The following is a 23,440-nucleotide window of genomic DNA, read 5'->3' as shown; positions in this document are numbered from 1 at the left end:
GGTTATGGCTTATTGTAGCGCATAGGCTTATTCATTCTGAATAATGTATTTTTATGCTCGCAGGATTCTTTTTTCTTTCGCTGCCCTTAGCCACATGGGGAATTCATTCAGTAGCTGATCATACAGATCTTCATCAGTCACCTTTTCAATTTGGTCCAGATGAATAAAATTGGCGTTATCCACCAAACGTCCCTTCATCGTATCAAGTTGCTTCAATACTTCAAAATCCGAGTTACCGATTCCGACAAACTGCCAAAAAATTGGTTGGACCGAAGCAGCCATAATCACATTTTTAGTGGATTTCACTACACCACCATCGTTAATAAATATGATAAATACCGGTGTAGAATCGGGTTCTTCCTCCGTATATTTTTTAATGATATCCTCCATTACTGGCGGTTCATTATTGCGGCCAAACTTATGAATGGTACGATTATTTAAAATATGTGTAAACACATATCTTCCTAAATCCTGCTCTGTCACAGGTGGCAGCCGGCTAAACTCCGTATCGTACACCCACACATCTAACGATTGGTTATCATCAAATTTGCAGGCAACGGCTAATATACGCTCAACTACTTCTTGAACGGTTCCATTATTATAAAGATTTCTCATAGATCCTGTAATATCCAGGACAACGCCTACCCTTGCGATGACTCCTGTCAGATTCTTTTTTTCTAAGGTGATCTGAACAATTTTTTTACGTAAATCAATAGAGGACAGTACATTCTTCTCTTCATAACGGATCGTCTCTAAAGGTAAGGTTAACTCAGCTGTGGCCGCTACCTCAAGGTTTCCTTCGTCTTCTTCAATAACGAGCCCATAGTTTGTACATAAAGCAGCCAATCCTCCCTCAAAGCCACTTCCAATTGCACTGAATTTCCACTCTGAACCATAGCGATATAGCTCTCCAACCACAATAGCTGTCTCCGTCGACAGGTCAGAGCCATACTCGAAAACGAATAATTCCTCACCGCTAGCAGCATCCACTAAGCGCAGATAAGGAGAGGTTACTTGCTTCATAGAGTGTCCTAATTTTTCTCCTTCATAGATCGTTAAAGTTAAAGCTATTCTAGTAATATCCTTAGGAAGTCGAGAAAGCGTAATGGCGATAGCTTCTTTATCCCCTTGTTGTAAGACAGAATGAGTTACAGCTTCGTCTATAGACAACGGATTGCCATAAAAGATAAAGTTCTCATCGCGTTCGCAACGGTTCTGTTCTGACAGTAAAAAAGCAGCAGAGTCTATGCCAATCCTAATATCAGCAGTCATCCACCCAAATTTCAGCAAAAGCTTGTTCACGTTTCTCCCTTTCGTAATATCCACCTTTTGCCCCTTTATAAGCCGCACTCTACCATCTCCTTATTTTTACTGAACAGCTCATTGTGATTCACTAGATTGTATTTATCATTTTACTACTTTAATATGAAACGTATATATGATAGATAAGGAGCTTTACGAATGGACTTTATAGCAATTGACTTTGAGACCGCGAACTCCAGTCGATCCAGCGCATGTGCCTTGGGACTTGTGGAAGTTAAAGCTGGAAATATAACCGCAGAGCATTCTTGGCTAATTGACCCGCAGCAGCGGTTTGATGGCATGAACATTTCGATACACGGCATCACACCATCAATGGTAATCGGCCAACCTACTTTTCAAGAGCTATGGCCCACCGTTGAACCTTTACTACACGGACAAATCGTCGTGGCGCATAATGCTGCTTTTGATATGAGCGTCCTGCGTTATTGTCTCGATGGAATGTCCCTGAGCTACCCAAGCTTTCAATACTTATGTACCTATTTATTAGGCAAAAAAATGCTGCCCGACCTGCCCTCCCATAAACTTAATGTAGTCTCCGATTTTTTCGGCATTACGCTAAAGCACCATGATGCCTTGGATGACGCACGCGCAGCCGCTGCAATTCTAGTAAAACTTATGGAGCAGGAGGAGCACTATGATCCTCTATTGCTCTCTGCCAGTCAAGGATATACTAGCGGAACGATATTTGCCGGTGGGTATACCCCATTTTCGACTCGCGCGAAAAAGCCTGTTAAGAAACAAGGCACTAAACATAAACCCTCCATTTATAGCAGCCGCGCCACTTTGTCGAAATAATCAAGAACATTAAAAACCCCCAACCAGCTCTTTTCTGCTGATTGGGGGTTTGGTTTTACAGAACATCACTTAAATCTTCAAACGATACACAGCCTTATTCTCTAGACCTCTGATGAACGGTGTCCATTCCTCGGTCTCCGGTGTGGTATCCAAAGCATCCTCCACCATTTGCAGCTTCGCATCCATCGCATCGATATGATGCAGAGCGACTGCCTCAGCTGTCTGTGGCTGAACAGGACTCCCCCATTCGCCCAGATTATGATGTGACAATACGAGATGCTGTAACGCCATAACCTTTTCCGAATTCAAATCAATATCTAAGCGGATAGCCGCTTCCGTGATCCAATTAGACGCCATCGAGATATGGCCAATTAATTTGCCCTGAACGCTATATTCCGAGACAATCCCAAGCTGGGAGACCATCTCCTCCGGCTTCGCGATATCATGCAGAATGATCCCGGCCTTCATTAGATCTGGATTCAAGAACGGACGCTGCTTGCACAGAAAATCACCGATTTCCAGCATACGCACCATATGATAAGCAAGTCCGGCAAAATAAGCATGATGATGTGTTTTGGCTGCCGGATAATGCATCAATTTCTCTTCCACTTTACCCACACAAAAAGAGACAATTGAAGCAATTTCCGGATCCGAAATACTTGCCATAACCCCTTTAATCGTATGAATAAGGTCTACTGGACGAATTGGGGCAGAACGGATGAAATCCGTAAGTGCAACGCCATCCTCATCGTTAACCAACCTGATTTTAGTAATTTTTATTTGTAATTTCTCACGATAAGTATGAGCAATCCCGCGTACCTTCACAAGCGCCATAGGAAAAAAAGTTTCTTTATCAGTTGTGCTGGCATCCCAATATTTCGCGGATAATTGTCCAGTGGAATCCCCCAGGACGATGTCAAAATAATCTTTTGGAGGAGTGCCGTTCGTTTGTTTAATTGCCAGCTCTCTTAAAAGATAAAAGCCAACAAATTCATCTTGTGGAGCGAGCTGTTTAATTTGTGTCATGTTGGAGCCTCCTATTAATAACAGGCTTTCGGCCTGCTCTCTATATTAAACTTTAGACACTCACCTCCAAAATCCCTTTAAATCACTATACGATCTATTTTCATATTTATGTACAAGCCAAGAATATTTGAAAAAGGAGGCTACTCCCCGGCCATATTCTGGCACTGGAATATCCTCCTTTTATTATAAAACGATAATTATTTACCAGCCGATTCAAGTGCTGATTTAATAGCTTCTACCGCTTTAGCGGATATTTCTTTCTCTGCATCATTTTTTCCGAAGACTGCTGGACGGTAACCATATTTGTGCAGGCTATATCCGGTCGATGTCGACTCGATTTCACCTTTCACTGCCAGCTCCGCGTCCGTTAACTGATTGATTGTTCTTACACTTCCGTTTTTATCCAAATAATAAACAAGCATTTTGACAGGAACACCGTACTCTACATTCACCATAACATTTACAAGCTTATCGGCACTTACACCAATGAAGATTCCATCGAAATAAGCCGCTTTATTAGCTTCTACAACCTCAGCTTTTCCGTATGCTCTATCCACCGCAGTCTTTAAAGCCACGCTGCTGCTAGTTGCACCGGACACAGCATCTACTTCCTGCACGCCTTCTCTAGTACCTGCTGCGAGGAAGCTAGCCGTCAACTGAGGAATTGCTTTTACCACCTCAGGGTAAGCAGCGTTCCCTCTATCTACAAGGTTCATTCCTACACGATACAATGCTACATTTACGATTTTGCCGTTACGCAGGGTAACGTCCGCTCTGTTCGTTCCTTTATCATAAGCATCACCAAATGCAGTAAAGGTTCCGTCTTTATAGGTTCCTTGGACTTTGGATGCATTGGTCAAAGCATCTGTCAGTGCTGCTTTAGCTGCTGCCGACAATGCTTCTTGGCCTGTAATATCGGCCATTTGCACACCTTTTTCTAACAGCCCGGATGTGAGTGTAGCTACCCATCCTTTTTGTTCTGCACTCAGTTTATCGTCAGCAATCAGCTTGCCGTCAGCTCCAAACAGACTTACTTTAATGCCTGTTACCGCATCTGCATCAACATCAACTAGCAGCAGCACTTTAGATTGGTTATCTACTCCGGCAAATTTGCCGTCAAAATATTGACCTTCAGCAGGAACCTTCAGCGCCTTCTCAAATGCTCTTTCTACAGCTTGGTTCCAGCTGTGACTACTTTCCGTAGCTCCGGAAATTCCGTCAACCTTTTCATCATAGTTAGCGATATATGAACCATTCGCTAGCAGCTTAGCTGTCATAGGAGCATTTGCTTTTACTACTTCCGCATAAGCTGTTGCCCCTCTGTCAATCAGGTTGTTGCCAAGTCTAAACAGCTTCACATCAACCAACTTACCGTTGCGAATCACGATGTCAGCTCTTTCAACGCCAACACTTCTTGCCGTACCATAAGAGGAATAGAATCCGTCTACATAAGCAGATGTATTGTTGATTATTGCATTCTGCTCAGCATCCCAGAAAGCGTTAATCGCTGCTTTAAAGTCGGCTTCAAGACCTCCAGCAGGTTGTGCCTCTGTTCCTTTGGCCAGCAAGGCTGGAGCTATAGCTGCAACCGCTGCCGCTTGCTCAGCTGTGTAAGCTTTCTCCTCAATGAAATCACCAGCGCTGTTCATAGGATACACTTTAACATCTGTGAGCTTGTTGGATTCGTAGGTCGCAAATACAGAATATTTACCTGTAGGATCTACGCCCATATGAACTCCATCAAAGTAAACGGCATTTGTATCTTTCACTGTTAGAGCTCTTTCAAACGCTCTATCTACAGACAATTTCCAGCCATTACTGGAGCGGGTAGCTCCCGAAACAGCATCAACTGCCGCTGCTCCATCTCTTGTTTTGCCAAGCAATCTATCCTTCATCAATCCATAAGCTTGCCATAAAGCACTATAATTGTTACGGGCATCTCTATCAATCAGCTTAGGACTGGTTCTCAAAAGCTCAATGCTAGTAATTTTGCCATCTTTAATTTCGATCTTGGCACCTTCCGTGCCTTTGGAGTATGCATCGCCATAAGCTACGTAAACTCCATCTTGGTATACGTTTTCATTAACTGTAACAGGCTTTGCTGTAGCCACAGGCTTAACAGTTTCTGCTGGTACTACTGTCGCTGCTGGTGCAGCGGTTGCTTTTGGGGTTGCTACTGGTGCTGCTGTAGCTTTTGGGGTTGCTGCTGGTTTGGCTGTTGCCTTTGGCGTTGCTGTTGGTTTTGCCGTTGGCTTTGGCGTTGCTGTTGGTTTTGCTGTTGGCTTTGGTGTTGCTACTGGTTTTGCCGTTGCTTTTGGTGTTGCTGCTGGTTTTGCCGTTGGTTTTGCTGTTGGTTTTGCTGCCGGTGCATCCGCTTCTTCGGAGGCTGCCGATACTGCATCCACCTTCAAGTTTACAGCAGGCACATTAAGTGTGTAAGCAAACGGCGCTAACAATATAGCCGCGCTAACCGTTAAAGAAATTAGTTTTTTCAATGAAAATTCTCCTTTACCAAACCCCAGTGATATGTAGCTTTTTGTTAACCAAACCTTTTTCGTACGATGCGCCCCTTCTCTTCTTATGAAGCATAACTTCTCTCTTCATAAGAACTCATCCCCCCTCTCATGCTTTTGCACGCTCGATTTTCAATAAAAAAAATATCTTGAATCTATTTCATTTCTTCCTTTTAACACAAAGCTGCATAAAAGGTGAAATAATTCACATAAGTTATTATAAAAACACTTACACCCGTTTTCCATCAATTTCTGGTTTGATACTACCAGACCTTTCTGCGGTTCTTCTGTATCGAAAATCACACACCCTATAAGAAACATCACTATTTGCGATTAAAATTAATTTATACACGCAAAGTGATCTCAATAACTGTGCATTCAAGGTTAGCTATGCTATTTTAGAACGATCTCTTATATGGGAAAGGAGTTCTGTGCTTTGAGCAAACAGCCACCTATTGGAGTTATACTCGCCCAAATCGGCACCCCTACTGCACCAACTGCAAAAGCTGTACGGCCTTATCTGAAACGTTTTTTATCAGATCGCCGAATCATAGATTATTCTCCTCTGCTGTGGCAGCCTTTGCTGCGAGGCGTGATTCTGCGTTCACGTCCACGCCGGTCCGCTGAGCTGTACAGTCAAATATGGACAACCGAAGGATCACCACTGCTCCTTCATTCTTCAGCTCAGCAATCTGGATTGCAAGAACTGCTGGGTCCAAGGTATCAGGTAGAGCTTGGATTGGCTTATAGCGAACCCAGCATGGAGCAAGCGATGGCGAAATTCGACACGGCCGGAGTTACCCGAATTATCATTGTGCCGCTGTTTCCGCAATATTCGTCCACGACTACCGCATCCGTATTCGATCAGGCCAGCTTTGCAGCCTTAGGTCGCCAAAGCTCCACTGGACCTGTAACTAAACGTCTGATTCCGGCTCTAAGATTTATTGATGCCTACTATAATGAGCCCGGTTATATTTCAGCCTTGAAGTCACACCTGCTGCGTCAAATGGAGAATCTGAGCATAGAACCTGATTATTTTGTACTGACCTTCCATGGGATTCCCAAACGGTATGCGGATACCGGTGATCCTTATCCGCAGCAATGTATGGAAACCGCACGTCTTCTTGCTTCTGCTATGAATTGGGAGCCCGAACGCTGGCAGCTTAGTTTTCAATCACGTTTCGGGCGAGAAGAATGGGTAGGACCGTCTACAGCGGATGTTCTGGGAGAGCTTGCCGGACGAGGAATACGTAGACCTCTGATTTTTTCACCGGGTCTTGTGACCGATTGTCTGGAAACGCTGCATGAGCTAGCCATAGAAGGACGAGAACAATTCGAGGCTGGTGGAGGACAAGCAGAGGAATTTATGGCAATTCCCTGTTTGAATAACCATGAGGATTGGCTTGATTTTTTGGCTGAACTTGTAGAAAAAAATGCCCAAGGGTGGTAAAACAAAAACCGTCTTGTCCACAGATCATCTCTGTTGCAGACAAGACGGTTAGCTATATCAATTGTTAAGCATGAAGAATCGAAAGGATACTTATGCTGTAAGCTGCTTATATTTCGTAGTCAGTTCATGGAACCACTGCTTGTCCTGTAAGGTCAACGCAAAATCAATCAGCTCGGCAATCTCACTCGGCTGTAAATCTGCTGAGTCATTAAAGGATACTTCAGCCATAGCTGTAGCTGCGCCATTCCCATCCTCTGCGTAATCATAAGAAAAACATAACTTAATGTCACTTTCCAGAAATTCATTACGAAGGAAATATAATACCTCACACATTAACACAGGTCTAACATGATCATCAAAGACACATTCCATAACCTTTGCCCAATATTGCTGGTTGTTGAGGTGTAACTTATCATTAGTTAAGAGATATTTCTCACCCTGAAAATCGGTGACAAATCTCAGTTCAAGCGGCTTCATCTTAAAAATAGTAGCAATTTGCTTCATGCTAATATTCAAAATATCTTGCGTTTCTAGTCTGATCATCTCTCCATGCACCTCGTCCCTCTTAGTTGGGTTATTCGAAACCTGCCATTATCTATAATTCTTTATATGCCATTATTGTAAAATTAACTCCATTAATTCACTTTAATTTTATCTAATTTAACATTATTATCGTCACCTGACTATGCTTTATTTATATTTTTTTAGGATTTCGCTCAGAAAAATGTTTCATTCTCTAAAAATCTGTTTAATATTATTGTTCATTACAATAAGATGTATAAAGATTACGCATCATGTGAAGCTTTTACTTTCTTATATTTAAACAAAAAAAACTGTTCTGAATGGTCATTACGACCTCAGAACAGTTTTTCGCATTAGGATTATGCTTCAGTTAATTTACTTAAACAAACAGTGGCACTAACTGTATTCCCTCAGGTGAAATCCGCACGAGTCCTTTATCGGTGATACGTAACGTTGGGATAACCGCCAGAGCAAGCAGCGATAAAGTCATAAACGCGTAATTCAAAGTACAGCCGGCATCATACAACGCTTTGCTGATCGCAGCTGATTTCTCAGCAGCAATTTCAAATGGCTCTGTAGACATTAGGCCTGCAATGGCCAACGGGAATAACGTTTCTCCACTAGAAGTAATTACGGCAACCCCACCTTGAGCGTCCGCCACCGCATTCGCAGCTTTAGCCATTAACTCATTATCATTGCCGATGACGAGTACATTATGACTATCATGAGCAACAGTCATTGCGATAGCAGCCGGCTCTTTAAAACCGATGCCTTCCACAAAAGCCACTGATTTATTTCCTGTTCCTTTATGCCGTTCGAGCACAGCGATTTTACACAGACCCTCCACAGCATTTACATCCAACTGCCCTGCCACTACAGGTACCGAAACTATACGTTCAATGGTCTCTACATGATTTTCTCTTACTTTAATAACTCTTGCAGTAAGTTCACCTGTTTCAATTGGAGCCGCGATAATGAAATCTTCGGCGGTAGGACGCTGTGGCAAATGAACCGAAGCCAAAACTTCCTCTGGATAAGTGAATTTAGCAAGCTCTGCCGTCATCACACCATTTTCGGCAACTACTACACCCGCGGCAATCGTAAGTACCACGTGAACATCGGCCAAATTCCCGTCCAGCAGAATAATATCCGCAAAAGAACCTGGAGTAATAGATCCGATATCCTGAGACAACCCAAAACGCTCTGCTGTATTAATAGTTGCCATTTGGAAGGCTGTTACTGGTTTCACGCCTTGAGCAATCGCATGGCGAACAACGAAATCCATATGACCTTCGTCGCGTAACGATTCCGAGCTGCGGTCGTCAGTTACCAGCATCATGCGGCGCGGATCAAGTCCACGCTCTGTATGAGCGGTGATGGTCTTGGCAACATCATGCCAAGCCGAGCCCCGGCGCATTTTGGCATACATGCCCAGTCGAACGCGCTCAATCACATCGTCTGCTGTAACACACTCATGATCACCAGTCACCCCTGCCGCAGCATACACTGGCAGTCTCCAGTCGCTGGAAGGCCATGTGAAATGACCGTCAACAAATCTGCCTGCCCGCAGCGTAGCTTGAATCTCTCCAAGCATTTTCTCATCGCCGTAAACAACGCCAGGGAAATTCATCACTTCGCCCAGAGCAATCACATCTTTGCCCCAAGTAAAAGCTTCGGCAACTTCTTCAGGACCCATTGAGGCACCCGTTGTCTCGAATTCCGCACCTGCCGCAGGCACACAAGAAGCCACCTGCATGTAAGCAGCTAACGGCGTACCCCGCATCTCATCCAGCATCAATTGAATACCCTTCAGCCCGAATACATTAGCAATCTCATGCGCATCAAAGAAACCACCTGTTGTGCCAAGCGGCAAAACAGCGCGGGAAAATTCAGTAACGGTTAGCTGGGTGCTCTCAATATGGCAGTGGCCATCGAGCAATCCCGGAGCTATATACTTGCCGTTCGCATCAATAACTTGCGTTCCTTCGCCAATCATATGTGTCACATCTTTACCAACATAAGCAATTCGTACACCTTGAACACCAACAGACATTCCTTCTAGAATTTCACCAGAGCATACGTTGACCAGCTTTCCACCTGTAATTACCAGTGTTGCCGGTTTATCGCCTCTTGCCGTAGCCACAAGCTCAGGTACACAATCTGCTAAAGGCTTTCTTGTAAAAGTTGTCATCTTCATCTCTCCCCCGTTAGTATCCAAGTGTTGTCTTGATGTAGTGAATAGATCCGTAATCATAGAGGATTGCCTAACTATTAAGCCTAGGATAATATAGTTGCGCAGGTCTGTATTTGTAAGAAAAAACGGCTCAATCATCCCTGTAGATGATAGCCGTTTACTTATTCCCAAAGATTGTCCAAACCATCCGGACATGCCCCTGTTTTTACTCTCCCGCCATCCGCTCTATTCCAACGATTATCTTACTTTTGCCTCATATACGTCAAGTGCTGCCTGAACCCCAAACCCGCAAGGCCCCTTAAATCCATGACGCTGTAATGCGGCTTCCAGCGCTCCAAGCAGCCGCAACACGTTATTCTCACGACAGCTAAAACCCATCGTACCGATGCGCCAGATCCTTCCCTTTAACGGTCCAAAAGAACTGGCAATTTCAATTCCGAACCGCCCCAGCAGCAGCGAACGGACAGCTTCCCCATCTATCCCCTCAGGGATCAGCACACAGGTAACAACAGTAAGCTTGCAGGAAGGATCCCCGTATAGTTCTAAACCCATAGCTGTTAATCCAGCTACAAGTGCTTTTTCATGGAGGATATGTCTGGCGAATCTGGCATCCAGTCCTTCTTCAAGGGTAAGCCGCAAGCCCTCCCGCAGTGCATAAAGCATTGAGGTCATCTCTGTATGATGATTGAGACGTTGTGGACTCCAGTAATCCTGAAGCATGCCGAGATCGAAATAATTGCTGCGGACAAAAGATAAGTCACCTGGCTGGACATCACTTGTTCTAATCCCTCGTTCTACTCGTTTTCGGGTCATGAGCTTAGCTTCAGCACGATCATTATACGTTATCGGTGCCATTCCGGAAGGGACGGACAGACATTTCTGTGTACCGCCAACGACGGCATCCAACATCCAAGCATCTGTCTCGACAGGAAGGCCCCCAATGGTTGCAACTGCATCAACTATGAATAAAGCATCCATCCGGCGGCAAGCTCTACCGATTTCCGCGAGTGGCTGCACACGTCCTGTAGAGGTCTCCCCATGAACCATTGCCACCACATGTGGCTTAAAAGTCTCCATAGCTGCTATCACTTCATCCGGCTCAAACACACTCCCCCATGGCTTTTCCAGCACGAACACCTCAGCGCCACATCTTTCAGCAATCTCATGCAATAGATGTCCGAAGCGGCCAAAGATCGGAATCAGCACACGCTCACCCGGCAGGATCAAACTAACCATCACGGCTTCAATTCCAGAACGGGAGGTACCATCGATAGGGTAAGCCCATGAATTACGAGTAGCGAACAGCTCCTGCAGCATTTCCATCGTTTCATTCATAATAGAGGTGAACTCTGGATCAAACTGACCCAGCACCGGAAAAGACATCGCCCGCAGTACACGCGGATCTACCTCGACCGGACCCGGAGTCATAATACAGCGTTGGGACGGCGACAAATCTTCGTAACGCTTCATGATGATCCTCCCTTAAAAGTTCGGCGAACTCTTTTTAATAAGCTAACTCATATAACATCGCAGTCAGAACCTCAAGCCCAGCCGCGAGCTGCTCAGGGGAGGTATACTCTTCCGGAGAATGGCTGATGCCAGCTCGGCTTGGCACAAATATCATCGCAGTAGGGCAACGCGGCGCCAATAGCTGGGCATCATGTCCCGCTCCACTTACCATCGTGCGGTACGTCTTCCCCTGTTGGCGGCAGATATTTTCCAGCATTGCAGATAGCTTCATATCCATAGGCGCAGGGACTGTGTGGAGCACGGATGTAACCTCCAGAGTTACCCCACGTTTAACGGCAATTTCATTACATTCCGCAAGAAGCTTCTCACAGAAACGTTCCAATTCGTCCTCTTCACTATGGCGGATATCTAATGTAAAAAGAACCTCACCCGGGATCACATTTGGCGTATTCGGATTCACCTCAAGCTTACCCGAGGTTGCTACAAGAGGTTCACCAGCCGTTTTAGCAGAACTTTCAAGCACGTACAGCATTTCAACCGCACTAGCCAGTGCATCCTGCCGCATAAACATCGGTGTCGTGCCCGCATGATTAGCAATACCACTGACCTTGACCACATATCGTCTCTGGCCAACAATCCCCTGAACTACGCCTATCTGAGTGTCCGTCTTCTCCAGAATAATCCCCTGCTCGATGTGCAGTTCTACAAAAGCACCAATATCATTTCTGACTCCAGTCCGCTTAGAAGCTTTCTCCCCCGTTATGTCCTGTAAGAAGCTGGATTGTGCCATTGCTGCTTTTAACGTCACGCCCTCTGCATCCATACAGGTCTCGGCCTCGCTTCCGTCATACCTTTCCGTGACATGGCCCGAACCCCAATAAGCAAGCGGAAATCGGCTCCCCTCTTCTTCACAAAAAGATACGACCTCAAGCGTCCGCTGCGGCTGGCCAAAGTTCCTCTGCAAATCTTGAAACGCAATCATAGCCGCAGCGATCCCATAGGCACCATCATATTTTCCGCCATTGACTACAGTATCGATATGCGATCCGGTTAAAATAACCTTTTGCTGCGGATCGCGTCCACTCAATCGTCCATATACATTGCCAACCTTGTCTACGGAAACTTCTAAGCCGAGCCCAGCCATTTTTTCCTGCAAAAAAATCTGCGCCCGGCTCCATTCCTCCGTATATAGCAGTCTAGTAACTCCTGGCCCAGCTGTGCTGAATGCCGCCAGCTCCTCCAGCAGGTCCAGCAGTTTCTGAGTCGATGCTTGAACTCTAGAATCATTCATAGGCTGTACTGCTCCTTCCTAATTCGCAGCCACTGTCCACCCCCCTCACTGATCACTCCTTCTTCAGAGGTATAGATCACATTCCCGCGACAGATCGTAGCAACTACCTTGCAGGATAAAGTTCTTCCAATGTAGGGGCTGTGCTTGTGGCGATACAATAAATCCTCCGCAGTCAGCGTATAGGTTGTGCTTGGATTAAGCAGAACTAGATCGGCATCTAGACCTAGAGCTATAGCGCCTTTGCGATGCTCTATTCCAAAACGTTTTGCGGGTTGCCCTGCGAGTAGACTAGAAATTAATGTAACAGCCAACCCCCGCACATTCACGCCTTCATGGAACATAAGCTCCAGACTGCTCTGCGCACCCGAGATCCCACCCCACGCTGCAAAAAAAGACAAGTCCGGCTTCACCTTCAATTCCGTTGGACAGGGGGAATGATCCGAAGCAATCAAATCGATTTTGCCTTGGGCCAGCATCTCCCATAACTTCTCCTGCTCCACCGCACTTCGCAGCGGAGGCGCACACTTCGCCACAGGACCTAAAGCCTTCATATCATTTTCAGTGAGGACCAGATAATGTGGACAGGTTTCTGCCGAAACGTCCAGACCTCGAAGCTTAGCTTCATAGATTTTCTCAATGGCGGCGGCCGTGCTGATATGAACAAAATGCAACCGGCAGCCCGTTCGTTCACTGTACAGCAGCGCCCTGGACACTGCCTCCAGCTCTGCTTCAGCAGGGCGGCAAGCCGCAAAATCACTTGCACTGGTTCTGCCATTTCGCACTGCATCTGCGGTCAACACCGCCGTGATAGCCTCACTTTCTGCATGCAGCGCCAAAATCCCGCCCAGAGAAGCGATTCGCAGCATCCCTTGATAGAGTGTATCCTCATCCACTTCACGGAATCTGCCTTCGCCCTCCCCTCCAGGATTGGAGAGAAAGGCTTTAAACCCAGTGACACCAGAGGCTGCCAAAACTTCTAAATCATCCAGATTGCCGGGAACGAGCCCACCCCACAGCACATAATCAACGGCAGAGTTTCCAGCCGCAGCATCTACCTTTTGACGAAGTGCAGCCTCGTTCACAGTCGGTGGATTGCCGTTAAGCGGCATATCTGCATAGGTTGTGCAGCCGCCAGCTGCCAACGCCGCAGAACCGCTGCGAAAACCTTCCCAATGTCCAAACGTTGGTTCATTAAAGTGGACATGCATATCAATCATACCGGGGAGGACATAGAACCCATCTGCGTCGATGACTTTGGTTAGCGGCGCAAGCGAAAGTTCCTCTCCAAGTGCGACAATCTTACCCTCTGATACTGCAATATCCAGCTTGAGTACCTGATCGGGCAGCACTACATTCCCGTTCTTAATCACAAGTTCATAGGATTCCTTCATGAGCTGCCACCTCCTCCGGTCGTCAACTTTCTCCTAACTTCCCCGATACGTACTATATCCACCAGGAGCTACTAGCAAAGGTACATGGTAGTGTTGCATGGAGCTCTCTATATGAAAGCGAATAGGTATCTGTTCTAGAAAAAAAGACATCTCACGTTGAGTGTCTACTGAGCTTTCTGTTACTTCTATGCCAGCTGCTGACGCTTTGGCATCAGCTCTACGGTAGTAATCGCCAACCATAAACAGCAGTTCGTAACATCCAGCCTCCATTTCGTTTCCCTCCAGCAGCGGAGCATCCAGCCTCCCGTCACTGTTCGTGACTTCTTCACACAGAAGCTTGCTCATCCCATCCGTAAGCTTCCAGAGCTGAAGCGTCAGACCTGTAGCAGGAATCCCCCGCGACAGATCCAGCACATGGGTGGTAAGACGCCCGCTCATTACGCTGTCTCTCCGGCCAGATCTGCACGGCTGACAGAAAAGCCCTGAAAACCATAGGGTGGACGAGGTTCGGTGAAGACTCCACCTTTAGTTTCTTCAGGCTCAACAATGGTTTCCCAAGTCCGGTTATTGGACTCAAATGAAACGGTAGCCAGCTGTGGAAAACGGGACAATACGCGCAGCCCAATTTGATAAATCAACGATTGGATTGAAGGACTGTTCAGCTCATGAAAAGCGCTATGGGCGATATCGCGAACCTGCTCCGCAGCCACATATTGGCCTAAATCTCCATCCAGAGCATGCTCAACATCACTGTAGGTCCAGTTAATATTCAGAAAAATATAAAGCGGACGGTCAAAGCTCTCCGGCAATGTTGTATACTCATCACGGACGAATCCATAAAACGAGCTTCCACTTACTTTTATCAGCTGTAAATTCTTCAATCGGCATTCATGAGCGATAACCTCAGTCCCATTCTCTCCACGTTTTATAGTTAACGAAGCCGAATAAGATTCATTATTGGAGTGACGCAGTACTAAATGACTCTGTTTAAGCCCGTCAACCCCGGGCACCATCACCTGTTCAAAAGGTAACCGGTCTGCGGAAACTGAAACTGCGGTGACATGATCGTATTTATCGAGAAAACGGCTGCTTAGAAGCTGCAATAACCCCTCCGTTGTGCTTCCTGTGTAGTCCGCGGTATTGCGCAGGATGAAATTTTTCATAGAATCGGTAGCAACGACCATGGAATTATTCCCCTCTGAAAAAGAAGGAAGAAACGCTTCGCCCGTGACTGCGAATGTAATATTATGTGCGAATATAATGTTGTCGCAGCCCGTGAAGGAAGATTCGGGAACGGGGGTAACGGCCAGCGGTTTAGCATAGGTACGATAAGTTAGCACATCACTTTTTCCATAAAACATTGTACGTCCGTTAATTGGTTCCAGCATGGCTGACACCCTCCCCGTTTATGATGAATGAATGAATGAATGAATGATTAAATAATTAAATCACTTAGGCGAAATCTCGTAATTGTACCGACTTCAGAAAAGGCTTGAACCCATTCCTCCTGAGGGGAACGCTCTACTCGCACTCCAATGGCGCTGATAATGTCATCTTTGTTTTTGCCACGAACAGCTAGAATAAAAGGGAAATGAAATTTGTCCGTATACTTTCGATTCAGATCATTTAATAGATTGAACTCTTTCGTTGTTAGCCGATCCAGTCCAGCTCCCTGCTGCTCTGAGGCAGATAAAGCCGTAACTTGAAGCCTAGTCGCCAAATCTGGGTGAGCTTTTAATAGTTCCTCCATTCGGCTCCGGTCAGCACTCAGTACGGTCTGCATCATTGTGCTATGCAAATGCTCTAAAGAATGGAACGGAATCTGCTTATACGCCTCCTCTGCTACCCACGGTGAATGTTCAAAAATGCCGCCTAGATGCTTCACAAAATCCGTTATACTCATGGCATTTATCTCTTCCAACGTAAACCTGCCTTCAGAAACGACCATCCACTCAACCTCCAATAGCTTTGTTAACAGCCCGTAAAATGCCTCCGTACCCTGTACAGCGACAAATGTTACCCGATAAAGCTTCTTCCACTTCACCCTGAGTAGGATGCGGGTTCTCTTCCAGCAGAGCAACCACCGAGATAACCATCCCTGGTGTACAATAACCGCATTGGAACCCCCCCTCTTCTAAAAAAGCCCGTTGAACGGGGTGCAGGCCTACTTCACTAAGACCCTCAATCGTTGTAATTTCCGCACCTGAGCATTGATAGGCCATGACCAGACATGAATTCACTGGACGTCCATCCACCAGCACCATACATGCCCCGCAGCGGCCAATCTCACAAGAACGTTTTGTGCCGGTCAGCTCCAAATCTTCACGTATGACATTTAAAAGCCGGCGGGAGGGTGGAATCTCCATGGATATCGCTTTCCCATTAAGATTGCAATTAAAGGTGAACCTCTCTTCTGTGAAGGCTTCCTCAGACGAAGCTGGGATTGGGTTCTCTTCATCTAGATTGTGATCTGAATTATGACTCGGCATGGATGTTCACCACCTTTTGTGGAATAAACGGTGTAGACTGCAGCCATTCGGGATCAATGGGCAGCTTGGTTACATGCTTCCCTACAGCCTGAAATATGGCTGACACGACTGCCGGAGCTAAATTGACGGAACCCACCTCTCCAATGCCGCGAGGACCGTACGTGTCATGATCCGGCAAATCCTCTATCGGCTGCACCTGAATGCTGCCATTCATGTCGGCAATGGTCGGCACCAAATAGGTGTCTAAATTTTTGGTGACATAGCTGCCGCCTGACATCACAGCATCCTCTGACAAGGTGAAGCCTACCGCCATACTGCTGCCACCTTCGATCTGCCCGAGATAACCTTGCGGATTAGCCACCGGTCCCGCCGCTACCGCATGATATTGGTCCAGTACACGGACACGTCCAGTAAGTAGATTAACTTCCACGCGGACTGCGATTGCAGAATAGGTGTATAGGAAATGTGCCCCCACTCTTTTAAAGGGTGTGGTTGGATAAGTAAACTTTGTATTACAGACAATGGGTTCTGAAATACGCTGTGCCAAGTCCTTGTAAGTCAGAAGCAGACCGCCGTCTTTTAGCCAAATGCCGCCAGGGCCGAGCTTCATTTCATAGTTATCCAGCTCTGGCTTTATCATCGCAGCTGCCTGCAGCACTCGAGCGGTGAAGTCTGGACGCAGCCGTTTCAAGGCCATCCACATCATGCTGGTTGATCGGGAAGCCGTACTAGATCCGCTATCAGGCACAACATCCGTATCGCCAATGACGATGCTTAGATCCTCTGCCGCCAAGCCAAACTGTTCAATCAGCATTTGTTCCATTGTTGCGATTAACCCCTGACCAAACTCCTCGTAACCAAACACCGCCTCAATCTTGCCCTCTAGCGTCAAAGAGAGCCTGCCACCCGCCGGATCGGGAATACCATAACCAAGTCCTGCACCATGCATAGCTATAGCAGCACCCGTTCCAGTTACGATCCAAGGTTCCACAACACCTGAATCACTGTCTGTAGATGCGGCCTCAGTCATAAGAGGCGAACCCGCCAGCGCTTCCCACACCTGAAAGGCACCATCGGTCTGAGCAATTTCCTGACCCAGTGGCCCCAGATCTCCATATTTACGCAAATTGCGGCGGCGCATTTCCCACGGATCGATCTGCAATCGCTCAGCCAACCGATCGATTTGTCCCTCCAAAGCGAAAATCGCCTGATTGCCGCCAAACCCGCGAAATTCACCAGATACACCGTTATTGGTATATACAGCAAAACCCTTCACATCCACATGATCGATGATATAGGGGCCCATCACATGTTCTGTCGCAAAGTTGAGCACCTCCGCCCCCAGTGTTGCGTAAGCTCCCGTATCCGAAATAATTCTGACCTGATGTGCCCTGATGATTCCTTCGGGGTCGCAGCCAGTCTTCATGGTGATTTTCATGGGATGGCGTTTTAGTCCTGCACGTACCGATTCAGCTCTCGAATTATGCAGTCTTACCGGACGGAGTGTCCGCAAGGCGAGCAGCGCTCCATACGGCTGTACATTCAGCTCGTCTTTTCCTCCAAAGGACCCGCCGATAGGACTCGAGATGACGCGAATATCTTCTTGAGGAATAGCCAGAATTCTGGATAGCTGCAGGCGATCCATCAACCCATGTTGTGTAGCTGAATATACGGTAAGCCGTCCGTTATCCTCTGGGATAAACAGTCCACCTTCAGTCTCCATATAGGTGTGCATTTGGCGTGGTGTATAGTAAGTCTCCTCTACCACATGACAGCAATCCGTAAATACCGTTTCCGGCTCCCCTTTCCGATATTCCGTATGATGAAGCACGTTTCCCTCGGCATGCAGCAAAATTGCGTCCTTTTTCATCGCCTCTTCCGGATTCTCCAGCAAGGGTAGAAGCTCATAATCCACTTCGATAAGAGATAAGGCGTATTCCGCAATTTCGTCCGTCTCAGCCGCGACTGCCGCAATCGCATCGCCAGTGTAACGCACACGATCACTGCAAAATACCGGTTGATGCGGCAAAGCTATGCCAAAGCCGTTAAGTCCGGGCACATCCTCATGAGTGATTACAGCGTGTATACCAGGGACTTCAATGGCCTTCTCAATGCGTATGGACAAAATACGAGCATGTGCCTGCTCACTGCGGAGCACGCGGCCGATCAACATTCCTTCTGCCCTCATGTCGGTCAAATACTGCAGCTTACCGGATACCTTGCCCTCTCCATCAGGTCGTGTACGCCAGCGGCTACCGCTGGATTCCTTATTCAGCAGCATTTTCCCTCTCTCCTTTCGTCGGGTTATTCACCTCTAAACTCCGTATATTCATAGCCTTCCACAGCTCAGATACAACCAAATTCCCAGCAGTCTTTTTCTTGTAAAGTTCTGTTGCAAAGGGATCACTATACGTCTCAAAGCTGTTCTCAACCCCTTCATATAAAGAAGCCAACAGCTCATCTGTATACCTCACACCTTCAAGCATAACTTCAGCCCTACTTAGTCGCTGTGGCCGACCAGAGCCCCCACCTGCGGCGATACGCACCTCACGGAAACGGTGTTCCTCATCGATTGATGCTGAGATTGCTACCGTTACAAGTGAAGGGGTGAACGCTTCCCTGCGGCCAACCTTACGAAAAATTTCTAGCCTATCCGTTAACGGACTCTCTAAGCGAGTAGGTGAGATGCGAATCTCAGCCACAAGATCCGCCGCAGATTTTATCCCGCTCCAGTGATTGTTTAGCCACTCTATCAAAGGTAGTGCCGTCATAAATTTGCCGTCAAAGGAGATTAACTCCGCGTCATAGACCAGTAACGCAGGTAGAATATCTCCGAAGCCAGAAGCGATATTGCCCCCGAGCGTGGCAAGATTACGCACCGACGGAGCCGCTATGCAACGTGCAGCCTCTTGCAGCGCAGGAGCTACGGCCTGCAAATGCTCATTACTGCGGCACTGGGAGAGTGGAACAAGAGCGCCCAGAGATAAGTGAAATTCCGTTAAGGTAATGTCGCCGAGATTTGTAATTTGCCGAAGATCAATCAGCTGTTTGGGCATATGAGTCGTTCCATTTTCCCACCCTGTTCTCAGCAGTGTTCCCCCTGCAACATATCGGGCACTGTCTCCAAACGCCGTCTTTCTCTCCCAAGCTTCGTGCAGGCTGCGGGGTTGAATTACTTCAGGTAGCCTTCCTTCCTCTTCCCGTATAGCTCCCATACACTCCGCCTCCCTTTTTGAGTACCAGATTGCCGCTTCCCTTCTCGTATAGCCTGCCTTAAAACCTTTGTTCCCGAATATAAGGAACTCCGAGCGCCTCCGGTGTGCCGGATGGTTTGTTGCGATTGCGGTACCCCAGGTACATCAGGACCAGAATGGTCACAAGGTACGGAATCATTTTGAGAAAATAGGGCGGAACTGCACTGCCCAGCAATTGAATACGGAAGCCAAGTGAATCCAATGCCCCAAAAAAGTAGGCGCAGAACAAGGCACGCAGCGGATTCCATCTGGCGAAAATCACCAGCCCTACCGCAATCCAGCCCCGGCCGGCTGTCAGCCCTTCATTCCAGGTTGGCGCGTAGGCCAATACCATATCCGCTCCGGCCAGGCCGATGAGAGCAGCACCGGTGATCACATAGCTGTAGCGGATAAGCTGTACACGGATCCCCATCACATCTGCGGTAGCCGGACTGTCTCCGACTGCCCGCAAATGCAGGCCCCATGAAGTGCGGTGAATTAGCAGATGCAGAGCAAGCACTAGCAGCAGGCTGAACCAGGTTAGGTAGTCCATGTTGCCGAATATTTTTCCGATGAACGGTACATTTTCCAGCCAAGCCAGATGCAGCTTAGGGGAGGTTCCCGGCAAAGGAATGCCGCTGATCGGTTTACCAAGATAAGCGCTCAACCCACTGCCAAACAGGGTCATCGCAAGACCGGACATCGTTTGATTCGCCCGCAAGGTCACACAGAGAAAAGAATGCAGCAAACCAAGCACAGCCGTTACAGCTACGGTAGCCAACAGAGCGAGCAGCAGGTTTCCGGAGCGAATATACACGATACAAGTGATGACCGCTCCCATCAGCATCAGACCTTCAGCCCCAAGCTGTATAATGCCGGCTCGTTCATTTAGAATGCCTCCCAGCGTAGCCAGCAGCAGCGGGGTCCCTGCGGAAATAGCGGCAATAAGTAGCTGTGTTGTAAAATCCATTGCCTATCTCCCCCCTTTCAGCTGAACCCGGCTACGGCGAATGCGGAAACGATAGATCATATCGCCAGCAATCAAGAAAAACAGGATGGAGCCCTGCAGCATTTCTGATATCGATGAGGGCAGCCCGATGGTTTGAACACTATATCCGCCAACAATTAAGCCACCGAATAAAATAGAAGTAACGATTAGACCGAGTGGATTCAATTTGGCCAGCCAAGCTACAATAATGGCGGTGTATCCATAACCCGGTGAAATGCCCTGCATCAGCTTGTGTGTAACACCGGAGACCTCCGCCATGCCAGCGATCCCGGCGAGCCCCCCACTGATCAGCATGACGATAATAATATGGCGCTTGATAGGAATCCCCGCGTATCTGGCTGCAACAGGATTGGCCCCAATCAGCCGGAGCTCGTAACCCCACTTGGTAAAACGAATCATTAAGTAATAAATCACAACGGCGATAAGTCCAAATAACAATCCAATATGCAATCTTGTACTTCCGAGAACAGGCAGCGACTGAGCCGCAGTAAACATAGGTGATCCCGGGAAATTAAATCCTTTAGGATCTTTCCAGGGTCCGAATACCACGTAATCGAGCGCCAATAGGGCAACATAATTCAGCATTAATGAAGTGATTAGCTCATTCACTCCAAAATGTGTCCGCGGAATAGCAGTCAGCAATCCCCAAAGCGCACCCGCGGCAATCCCGAACAGCAGCATTAAGCTCAGGGACCAGAATGAAGGTAAGTCAGGAAAATAAATCGTGACCGCTGTGGCCGCCATAGCCCCAACAGTTAGCTGACCTTCTGCTCCAATATTCCATACCGAAATGCGATAAGCCACAGCAATCCCAAGCCCACATAGAAGAAGCGGGATCGCTTTAACCATCGTTTCCGTGAGCCCATACGCAGTGCCAAATGCGCCACGGAACATTTTTTCATAGACCAGCACCGGATTCATGCCATTCGCCGCAATAAATAGGGCACACAACAATAGCGCTAAAATTATAGATACAATAGGTGTCCACCAAGGAGAACGGATGCGGCTGGCATCGTATTCGAAACGTAGAGAGAATCGTTTTCCGGAGTGGGAGGGGAGGGGTTCCAGTACAGCTGCTGCGGTATTTCTTCCATTCTCCAGACTCATACGGCGCTCTCCTCTCTATTATGAATACCAGCCATTAGTAGTCCGATGCTCTCTCGATTCGCTTCCTCATGTGTACTCTCACCAATAATTGAGCCGTTATAGATCACTAGAATCCGGTCGGACAACTGAAGCAATTCATCTAAATCCTCCGAAATTAACAACACGCCACTACCTGAACCACGCAGCTCCATAAGAAGGTGGTGAACACCTGCCGTGGCACCTACATCCAGCCCTTGTGTCGGATGAACGGCGACCATCAGCTTAGGCCGATGACTGATCTCACGTGCAAAGAGCAGCTTCTGCTGATTACCACCTGACAACTGTTGTACTGGCGTCTCCAGCTCAGGTGTCTTGACGTTAAAGCGCTGGACCAGCTCCTGTGACCACAAACGGTTCTTCGCGGACTTCAAGAAACCAAATTTGGAGTGCTCCTCTGAGCGGTAAGACTTACACAAAAGATTATCCACCGATCCGAGGCGTCCAGCTAAACCGCTCTTCATCCGGTTCTCCGGCACGTGGGAGATTCCTGAATCAATTGCCCCTCTAACCGAAGCCGATTTCACCGTCTTTCCATCAAACGTGATTTCACCACTTTTCCAGCCTCTAAGACCAGTTAACACTTCAGCCAGTTCCTTTTGCCCATTGCCAGCTACCCCAGCTACGCCTACAATCTCTCCTTTACATACGTTCAGAGAGAAGTGATCCAGTGCTTTTCGCCCGTGATCGGCATATACGTCCACATCTTTCACTTCTAATAAAGAATCCCCTTCAGTGGCTTCCCGTTCTTGACGGGTGATGGTTACTTCCTTGCCCACCATCAGACGAGCCAGCTCCAGTTCATCTGTATCTGCTGTGGTCAGCGTGGCGATCATTTTTCCTTTGCGCATGACGGAAATCCGATCGGAGGACGCCATAACCTCTTTCATTTTATGAGTAGTCATAATGACCGTTTTTCCTGCCTGCTTCATGACCCGCAGCGTTTCAAATAGCTGTTCCACCTCTCCCGGGGTCAGTACAGAGGTTGGTTCATCCAGAATAATAATGTCAGCCCCGCGATACAGCGTCTTAACGATTTCAACACGCTGCTGCTCACCCACGGACAACTGCCAGATCGGGCGATCCACCGGGAAATTCAGTCCAAACCGTTCCGCTAATGCCTCGATCTCCTTGTGTTTCTTCTTCATCCACTTACGGCCGCGCCAGAAAGACGACTTTTCGCCAAGCACGATATTTTCTGCTGCTGTGAGGCTTTGCACCAGCCTAAAGTTCTGAAACACCATACCTACACCCAGCTGCGCAGCATCTTTAGGAGAACGGATCTGAGTACCTTTCCCTTGAATGAAAATTTCTCCTTCGTCTGCTCTATACACCCCTGACAGCATGCTCATCACCGTGCTCTTTCCGGCCCCATTCTCCCCAAGCAACGCATGAATCTCACCCGCATTTGCCGAAAAGTCGACTTGATCACTGGCGGTTACCGAGCCGAATTTTTTCACAATCCCCCGCATTTCAACTGAAGTTCCCCGCATGGCCTGAACCCCTCCTTCCTTCAAGTTGTAGTACGGGTGGGGAAGTTTCCGCTTAACGGAACCCGCCCCACCCATAGATTGTGCACATCTTATTCCCT

19 protein-coding genes and 1 pseudogene are annotated in these 23,440 nt (G+C 47.5%); 2 read left to right on the top strand and 18 right to left on the bottom strand.

Annotated features, from left to right (window positions below):
* Positions 1 to 51: 51 nt before the first annotated feature.
* Together NYE58_RS07900 and NYE58_RS07895 are read right to left on the bottom strand one after the other, a co-directional pair.
* Complete coding sequence (locus tag NYE58_RS07900) at positions 52 to 723, bottom strand: vWA domain-containing protein (RefSeq protein ID WP_036680121.1); 672 nt, start codon at positions 721 to 723, stop codon at positions 52 to 54.
* 111 nt (positions 724 to 834) lie between these two features.
* Positions 835 to 1,350: pseudogene (locus NYE58_RS07895) on the bottom strand (TerD family protein); the annotation flags it as partial.
* A gap of 111 nt (positions 1,351 to 1,461) precedes the next feature.
* On the opposite strand from NYE58_RS07895, the gene NYE58_RS07890 reads away from it, so the two are divergent.
* The gene (locus NYE58_RS07890) at positions 1,462 to 2,118 is read left to right on the top strand and encodes a 3'-5' exonuclease (RefSeq protein WP_038569262.1); all 657 of its coding nucleotides are present in this window, start codon (positions 1,462 to 1,464) and stop codon (positions 2,116 to 2,118) included.
* 69 nt (positions 2,119 to 2,187) lie between these two features.
* On the opposite strand, the gene NYE58_RS07885 is transcribed toward NYE58_RS07890, so the two are convergent.
* Positions 2,188 to 3,144 (bottom strand): 3'-5' exoribonuclease YhaM family protein, encoded by a 957-nt coding sequence (locus NYE58_RS07885; protein ID WP_036680004.1) that lies wholly within the window; start codon positions 3,142 to 3,144, stop codon positions 2,188 to 2,190.
* 197 nt (positions 3,145 to 3,341) lie between these two features.
* Positions 3,342 to 5,639, bottom strand: a complete 2,298-nt coding sequence (locus tag NYE58_RS07880) for an FMN-binding protein (RefSeq protein ID WP_036680007.1) — start codon at positions 5,637 to 5,639, stop codon at positions 3,342 to 3,344.
* A gap of 454 nt (positions 5,640 to 6,093) precedes the next feature.
* Between NYE58_RS07880 and hemH the strand changes: the two genes are divergently transcribed.
* Complete coding sequence (gene hemH, locus NYE58_RS07875; protein WP_036680010.1) at positions 6,094 to 7,107, top strand: ferrochelatase; 1,014 nt, start codon at positions 6,094 to 6,096, stop codon at positions 7,105 to 7,107.
* 90 nt (positions 7,108 to 7,197) lie between these two features.
* On the opposite strand, the gene NYE58_RS07870 is transcribed toward hemH, so the two are convergent.
* The 14 genes from NYE58_RS07870 to NYE58_RS07805 form a co-directional block, all read right to left on the bottom strand.
* Positions 7,198 to 7,650, bottom strand: coding sequence for an IDEAL domain-containing protein (locus tag NYE58_RS07870; protein WP_036680123.1), 453 nt, complete (start codon positions 7,648 to 7,650; stop codon positions 7,198 to 7,200).
* A gap of 358 nt (positions 7,651 to 8,008) precedes the next feature.
* Positions 8,009 to 9,826 (bottom strand): adenine deaminase, encoded by a 1,818-nt coding sequence (locus tag NYE58_RS07865; RefSeq protein ID WP_036680124.1) that lies wholly within the window; start codon positions 9,824 to 9,826, stop codon positions 8,009 to 8,011.
* A gap of 234 nt (positions 9,827 to 10,060) precedes the next feature.
* Positions 10,061 to 11,293, bottom strand: coding sequence for a pyridoxal-phosphate-dependent aminotransferase family protein (locus tag NYE58_RS07860; protein ID WP_076099510.1), 1,233 nt, complete (start codon positions 11,291 to 11,293; stop codon positions 10,061 to 10,063).
* Positions 11,294 to 11,327: 34 nt separating this feature from the next.
* Positions 11,328 to 12,584, bottom strand: coding sequence for a Zn-dependent hydrolase (locus tag NYE58_RS07855; RefSeq protein ID WP_076275375.1), 1,257 nt, complete (start codon positions 12,582 to 12,584; stop codon positions 11,328 to 11,330).
* Positions 12,581 to 13,975 carry an allantoinase gene (locus NYE58_RS07850; RefSeq protein ID WP_076275376.1) on the bottom strand — a complete coding sequence of 465 codons (1,395 nt, stop codon included), beginning with the start codon at positions 13,973 to 13,975 and terminating at the stop codon, positions 12,581 to 12,583. The genes NYE58_RS07855 and NYE58_RS07850 overlap by 4 nt, the downstream gene beginning before the upstream one ends.
* A 33-nt stretch (positions 13,976 to 14,008) precedes the next feature.
* A complete protein-coding gene (gene uraH, locus NYE58_RS07845; RefSeq protein WP_038569253.1) occupies positions 14,009 to 14,413 on the bottom strand; it encodes a hydroxyisourate hydrolase in 405 nt (134 codons plus the stop codon).
* Entirely contained in the window at positions 14,413 to 15,363 is a 951-nt protein-coding gene (pucL, locus tag NYE58_RS07840; RefSeq protein ID WP_341001536.1) for a factor-independent urate hydroxylase, read from the bottom strand. Before pucL ends, uraH begins: the two co-directional genes overlap by 1 nt.
* Before the next feature lie 47 nt (positions 15,364 to 15,410).
* Complete coding sequence (gene uraD / locus NYE58_RS07835) at positions 15,411 to 15,923, bottom strand: 2-oxo-4-hydroxy-4-carboxy-5-ureidoimidazoline decarboxylase (protein WP_038569250.1); 513 nt, start codon at positions 15,921 to 15,923, stop codon at positions 15,411 to 15,413.
* A 4-nt stretch (positions 15,924 to 15,927) separates the two neighbouring features.
* Positions 15,928 to 16,464 (bottom strand): (2Fe-2S)-binding protein, encoded by a 537-nt coding sequence (locus tag NYE58_RS07830; RefSeq protein ID WP_080742422.1) that lies wholly within the window; start codon positions 16,462 to 16,464, stop codon positions 15,928 to 15,930.
* A complete protein-coding gene (gene pucD, locus NYE58_RS07825) occupies positions 16,451 to 18,745 on the bottom strand; it encodes a xanthine dehydrogenase subunit D (RefSeq protein WP_038569249.1) in 2,295 nt (764 codons plus the stop codon). The genes NYE58_RS07830 and pucD overlap by 14 nt, the downstream gene beginning before the upstream one ends.
* Entirely contained in the window at positions 18,732 to 19,679 is a 948-nt protein-coding gene (locus NYE58_RS07820; RefSeq protein ID WP_038569248.1) for an FAD binding domain-containing protein, read from the bottom strand. The genes pucD and NYE58_RS07820 overlap by 14 nt, the downstream gene beginning before the upstream one ends.
* 58 nt (positions 19,680 to 19,737) lie before the next feature.
* Entirely contained in the window at positions 19,738 to 20,667 is a 930-nt protein-coding gene (locus tag NYE58_RS07815; protein ID WP_038569247.1) for an ABC transporter permease, read from the bottom strand.
* A gap of 3 nt (positions 20,668 to 20,670) precedes the next feature.
* Positions 20,671 to 21,813, bottom strand: coding sequence for an ABC transporter permease (locus NYE58_RS07810; protein WP_038569246.1), 1,143 nt, complete (start codon positions 21,811 to 21,813; stop codon positions 20,671 to 20,673).
* Positions 21,810 to 23,342 carry an ABC transporter ATP-binding protein gene (locus NYE58_RS07805; protein ID WP_341001535.1) on the bottom strand — a complete coding sequence of 511 codons (1,533 nt, stop codon included), beginning with the start codon at positions 23,340 to 23,342 and terminating at the stop codon, positions 21,810 to 21,812. Before NYE58_RS07805 ends, NYE58_RS07810 begins: the two co-directional genes overlap by 4 nt.
* Positions 23,343 to 23,440: the final 98 nt, after the last annotated feature.

It is taken from the genome of Paenibacillus sp. FSL L8-0708 (assembly GCF_038009325.1).
Lineage (GTDB): Bacteria > Bacillota > Bacilli > Paenibacillales > Paenibacillaceae > Paenibacillus_AQ > Paenibacillus_AQ odorifer.
Note: the sequence above shows the minus strand (reverse complement) of the source record. Positions and strands in the feature narration are given on the sequence as shown.

Coding starts and splice junctions, on each gene's coding strand:
- pucD (WP_038569249.1), bottom strand. CDS start 18,745: ATGCTGCTGAATAAGGAATCCAGCGGTAGCCGCTGGCGTACACGACCT.
- NYE58_RS07890 (WP_038569262.1), top strand. CDS start 1,462: ATGGACTTTATAGCAATTGACTTTGAGACCGCGAACTCCAGTCGATCC.
- NYE58_RS07810 (WP_038569246.1), bottom strand. CDS start 21,813: ATGAGTCTGGAGAATGGAAGAAATACCGCAGCAGCTGTACTGGAACCC.
- uraH (WP_038569253.1), bottom strand. CDS start 14,413: ATGAGCGGGCGTCTTACCACCCATGTGCTGGATCTGTCGCGGGGGATT.
- uraD (WP_038569250.1), bottom strand. CDS start 15,923: ATGGTCGTTTCTGAAGGCAGGTTTACGTTGGAAGAGATAAATGCCATG.
- NYE58_RS07855 (WP_076275375.1), bottom strand. CDS start 12,584: ATGAATGATTCTAGAGTTCAAGCATCGACTCAGAAACTGCTGGACCTG.
- NYE58_RS07865 (WP_036680124.1), bottom strand. CDS start 9,826: ATGAAGATGACAACTTTTACAAGAAAGCCTTTAGCAGATTGTGTACCT.
- NYE58_RS07820 (WP_038569248.1), bottom strand. CDS start 19,679: ATGGGAGCTATACGGGAAGAGGAAGGAAGGCTACCTGAAGTAATTCAA.
- NYE58_RS07805 (WP_341001535.1), bottom strand. CDS start 23,342: ATGCGGGGAACTTCAGTTGAAATGCGGGGGATTGTGAAAAAATTCGGC.
- NYE58_RS07870 (WP_036680123.1), bottom strand. CDS start 7,650: ATGATCAGACTAGAAACGCAAGATATTTTGAATATTAGCATGAAGCAA.
- NYE58_RS07830 (WP_080742422.1), bottom strand. CDS start 16,464: ATGCCGAGTCATAATTCAGATCACAATCTAGATGAAGAGAACCCAATC.
- NYE58_RS07850 (WP_076275376.1), bottom strand. CDS start 13,975: ATGAAGGAATCCTATGAACTTGTGATTAAGAACGGGAATGTAGTGCTG.
- NYE58_RS07885 (WP_036680004.1), bottom strand. CDS start 3,144: ATGACACAAATTAAACAGCTCGCTCCACAAGATGAATTTGTTGGCTTT.
- NYE58_RS07815 (WP_038569247.1), bottom strand. CDS start 20,667: ATGGATTTTACAACACAGCTACTTATTGCCGCTATTTCCGCAGGGACC.
- NYE58_RS07860 (WP_076099510.1), bottom strand. CDS start 11,293: ATGAAGCGTTACGAAGATTTGTCGCCGTCCCAACGCTGTATTATGACT.
- pucL (WP_341001536.1), bottom strand. CDS start 15,363: ATGCTGGAACCAATTAACGGACGTACAATGTTTTATGGAAAAAGTGAT.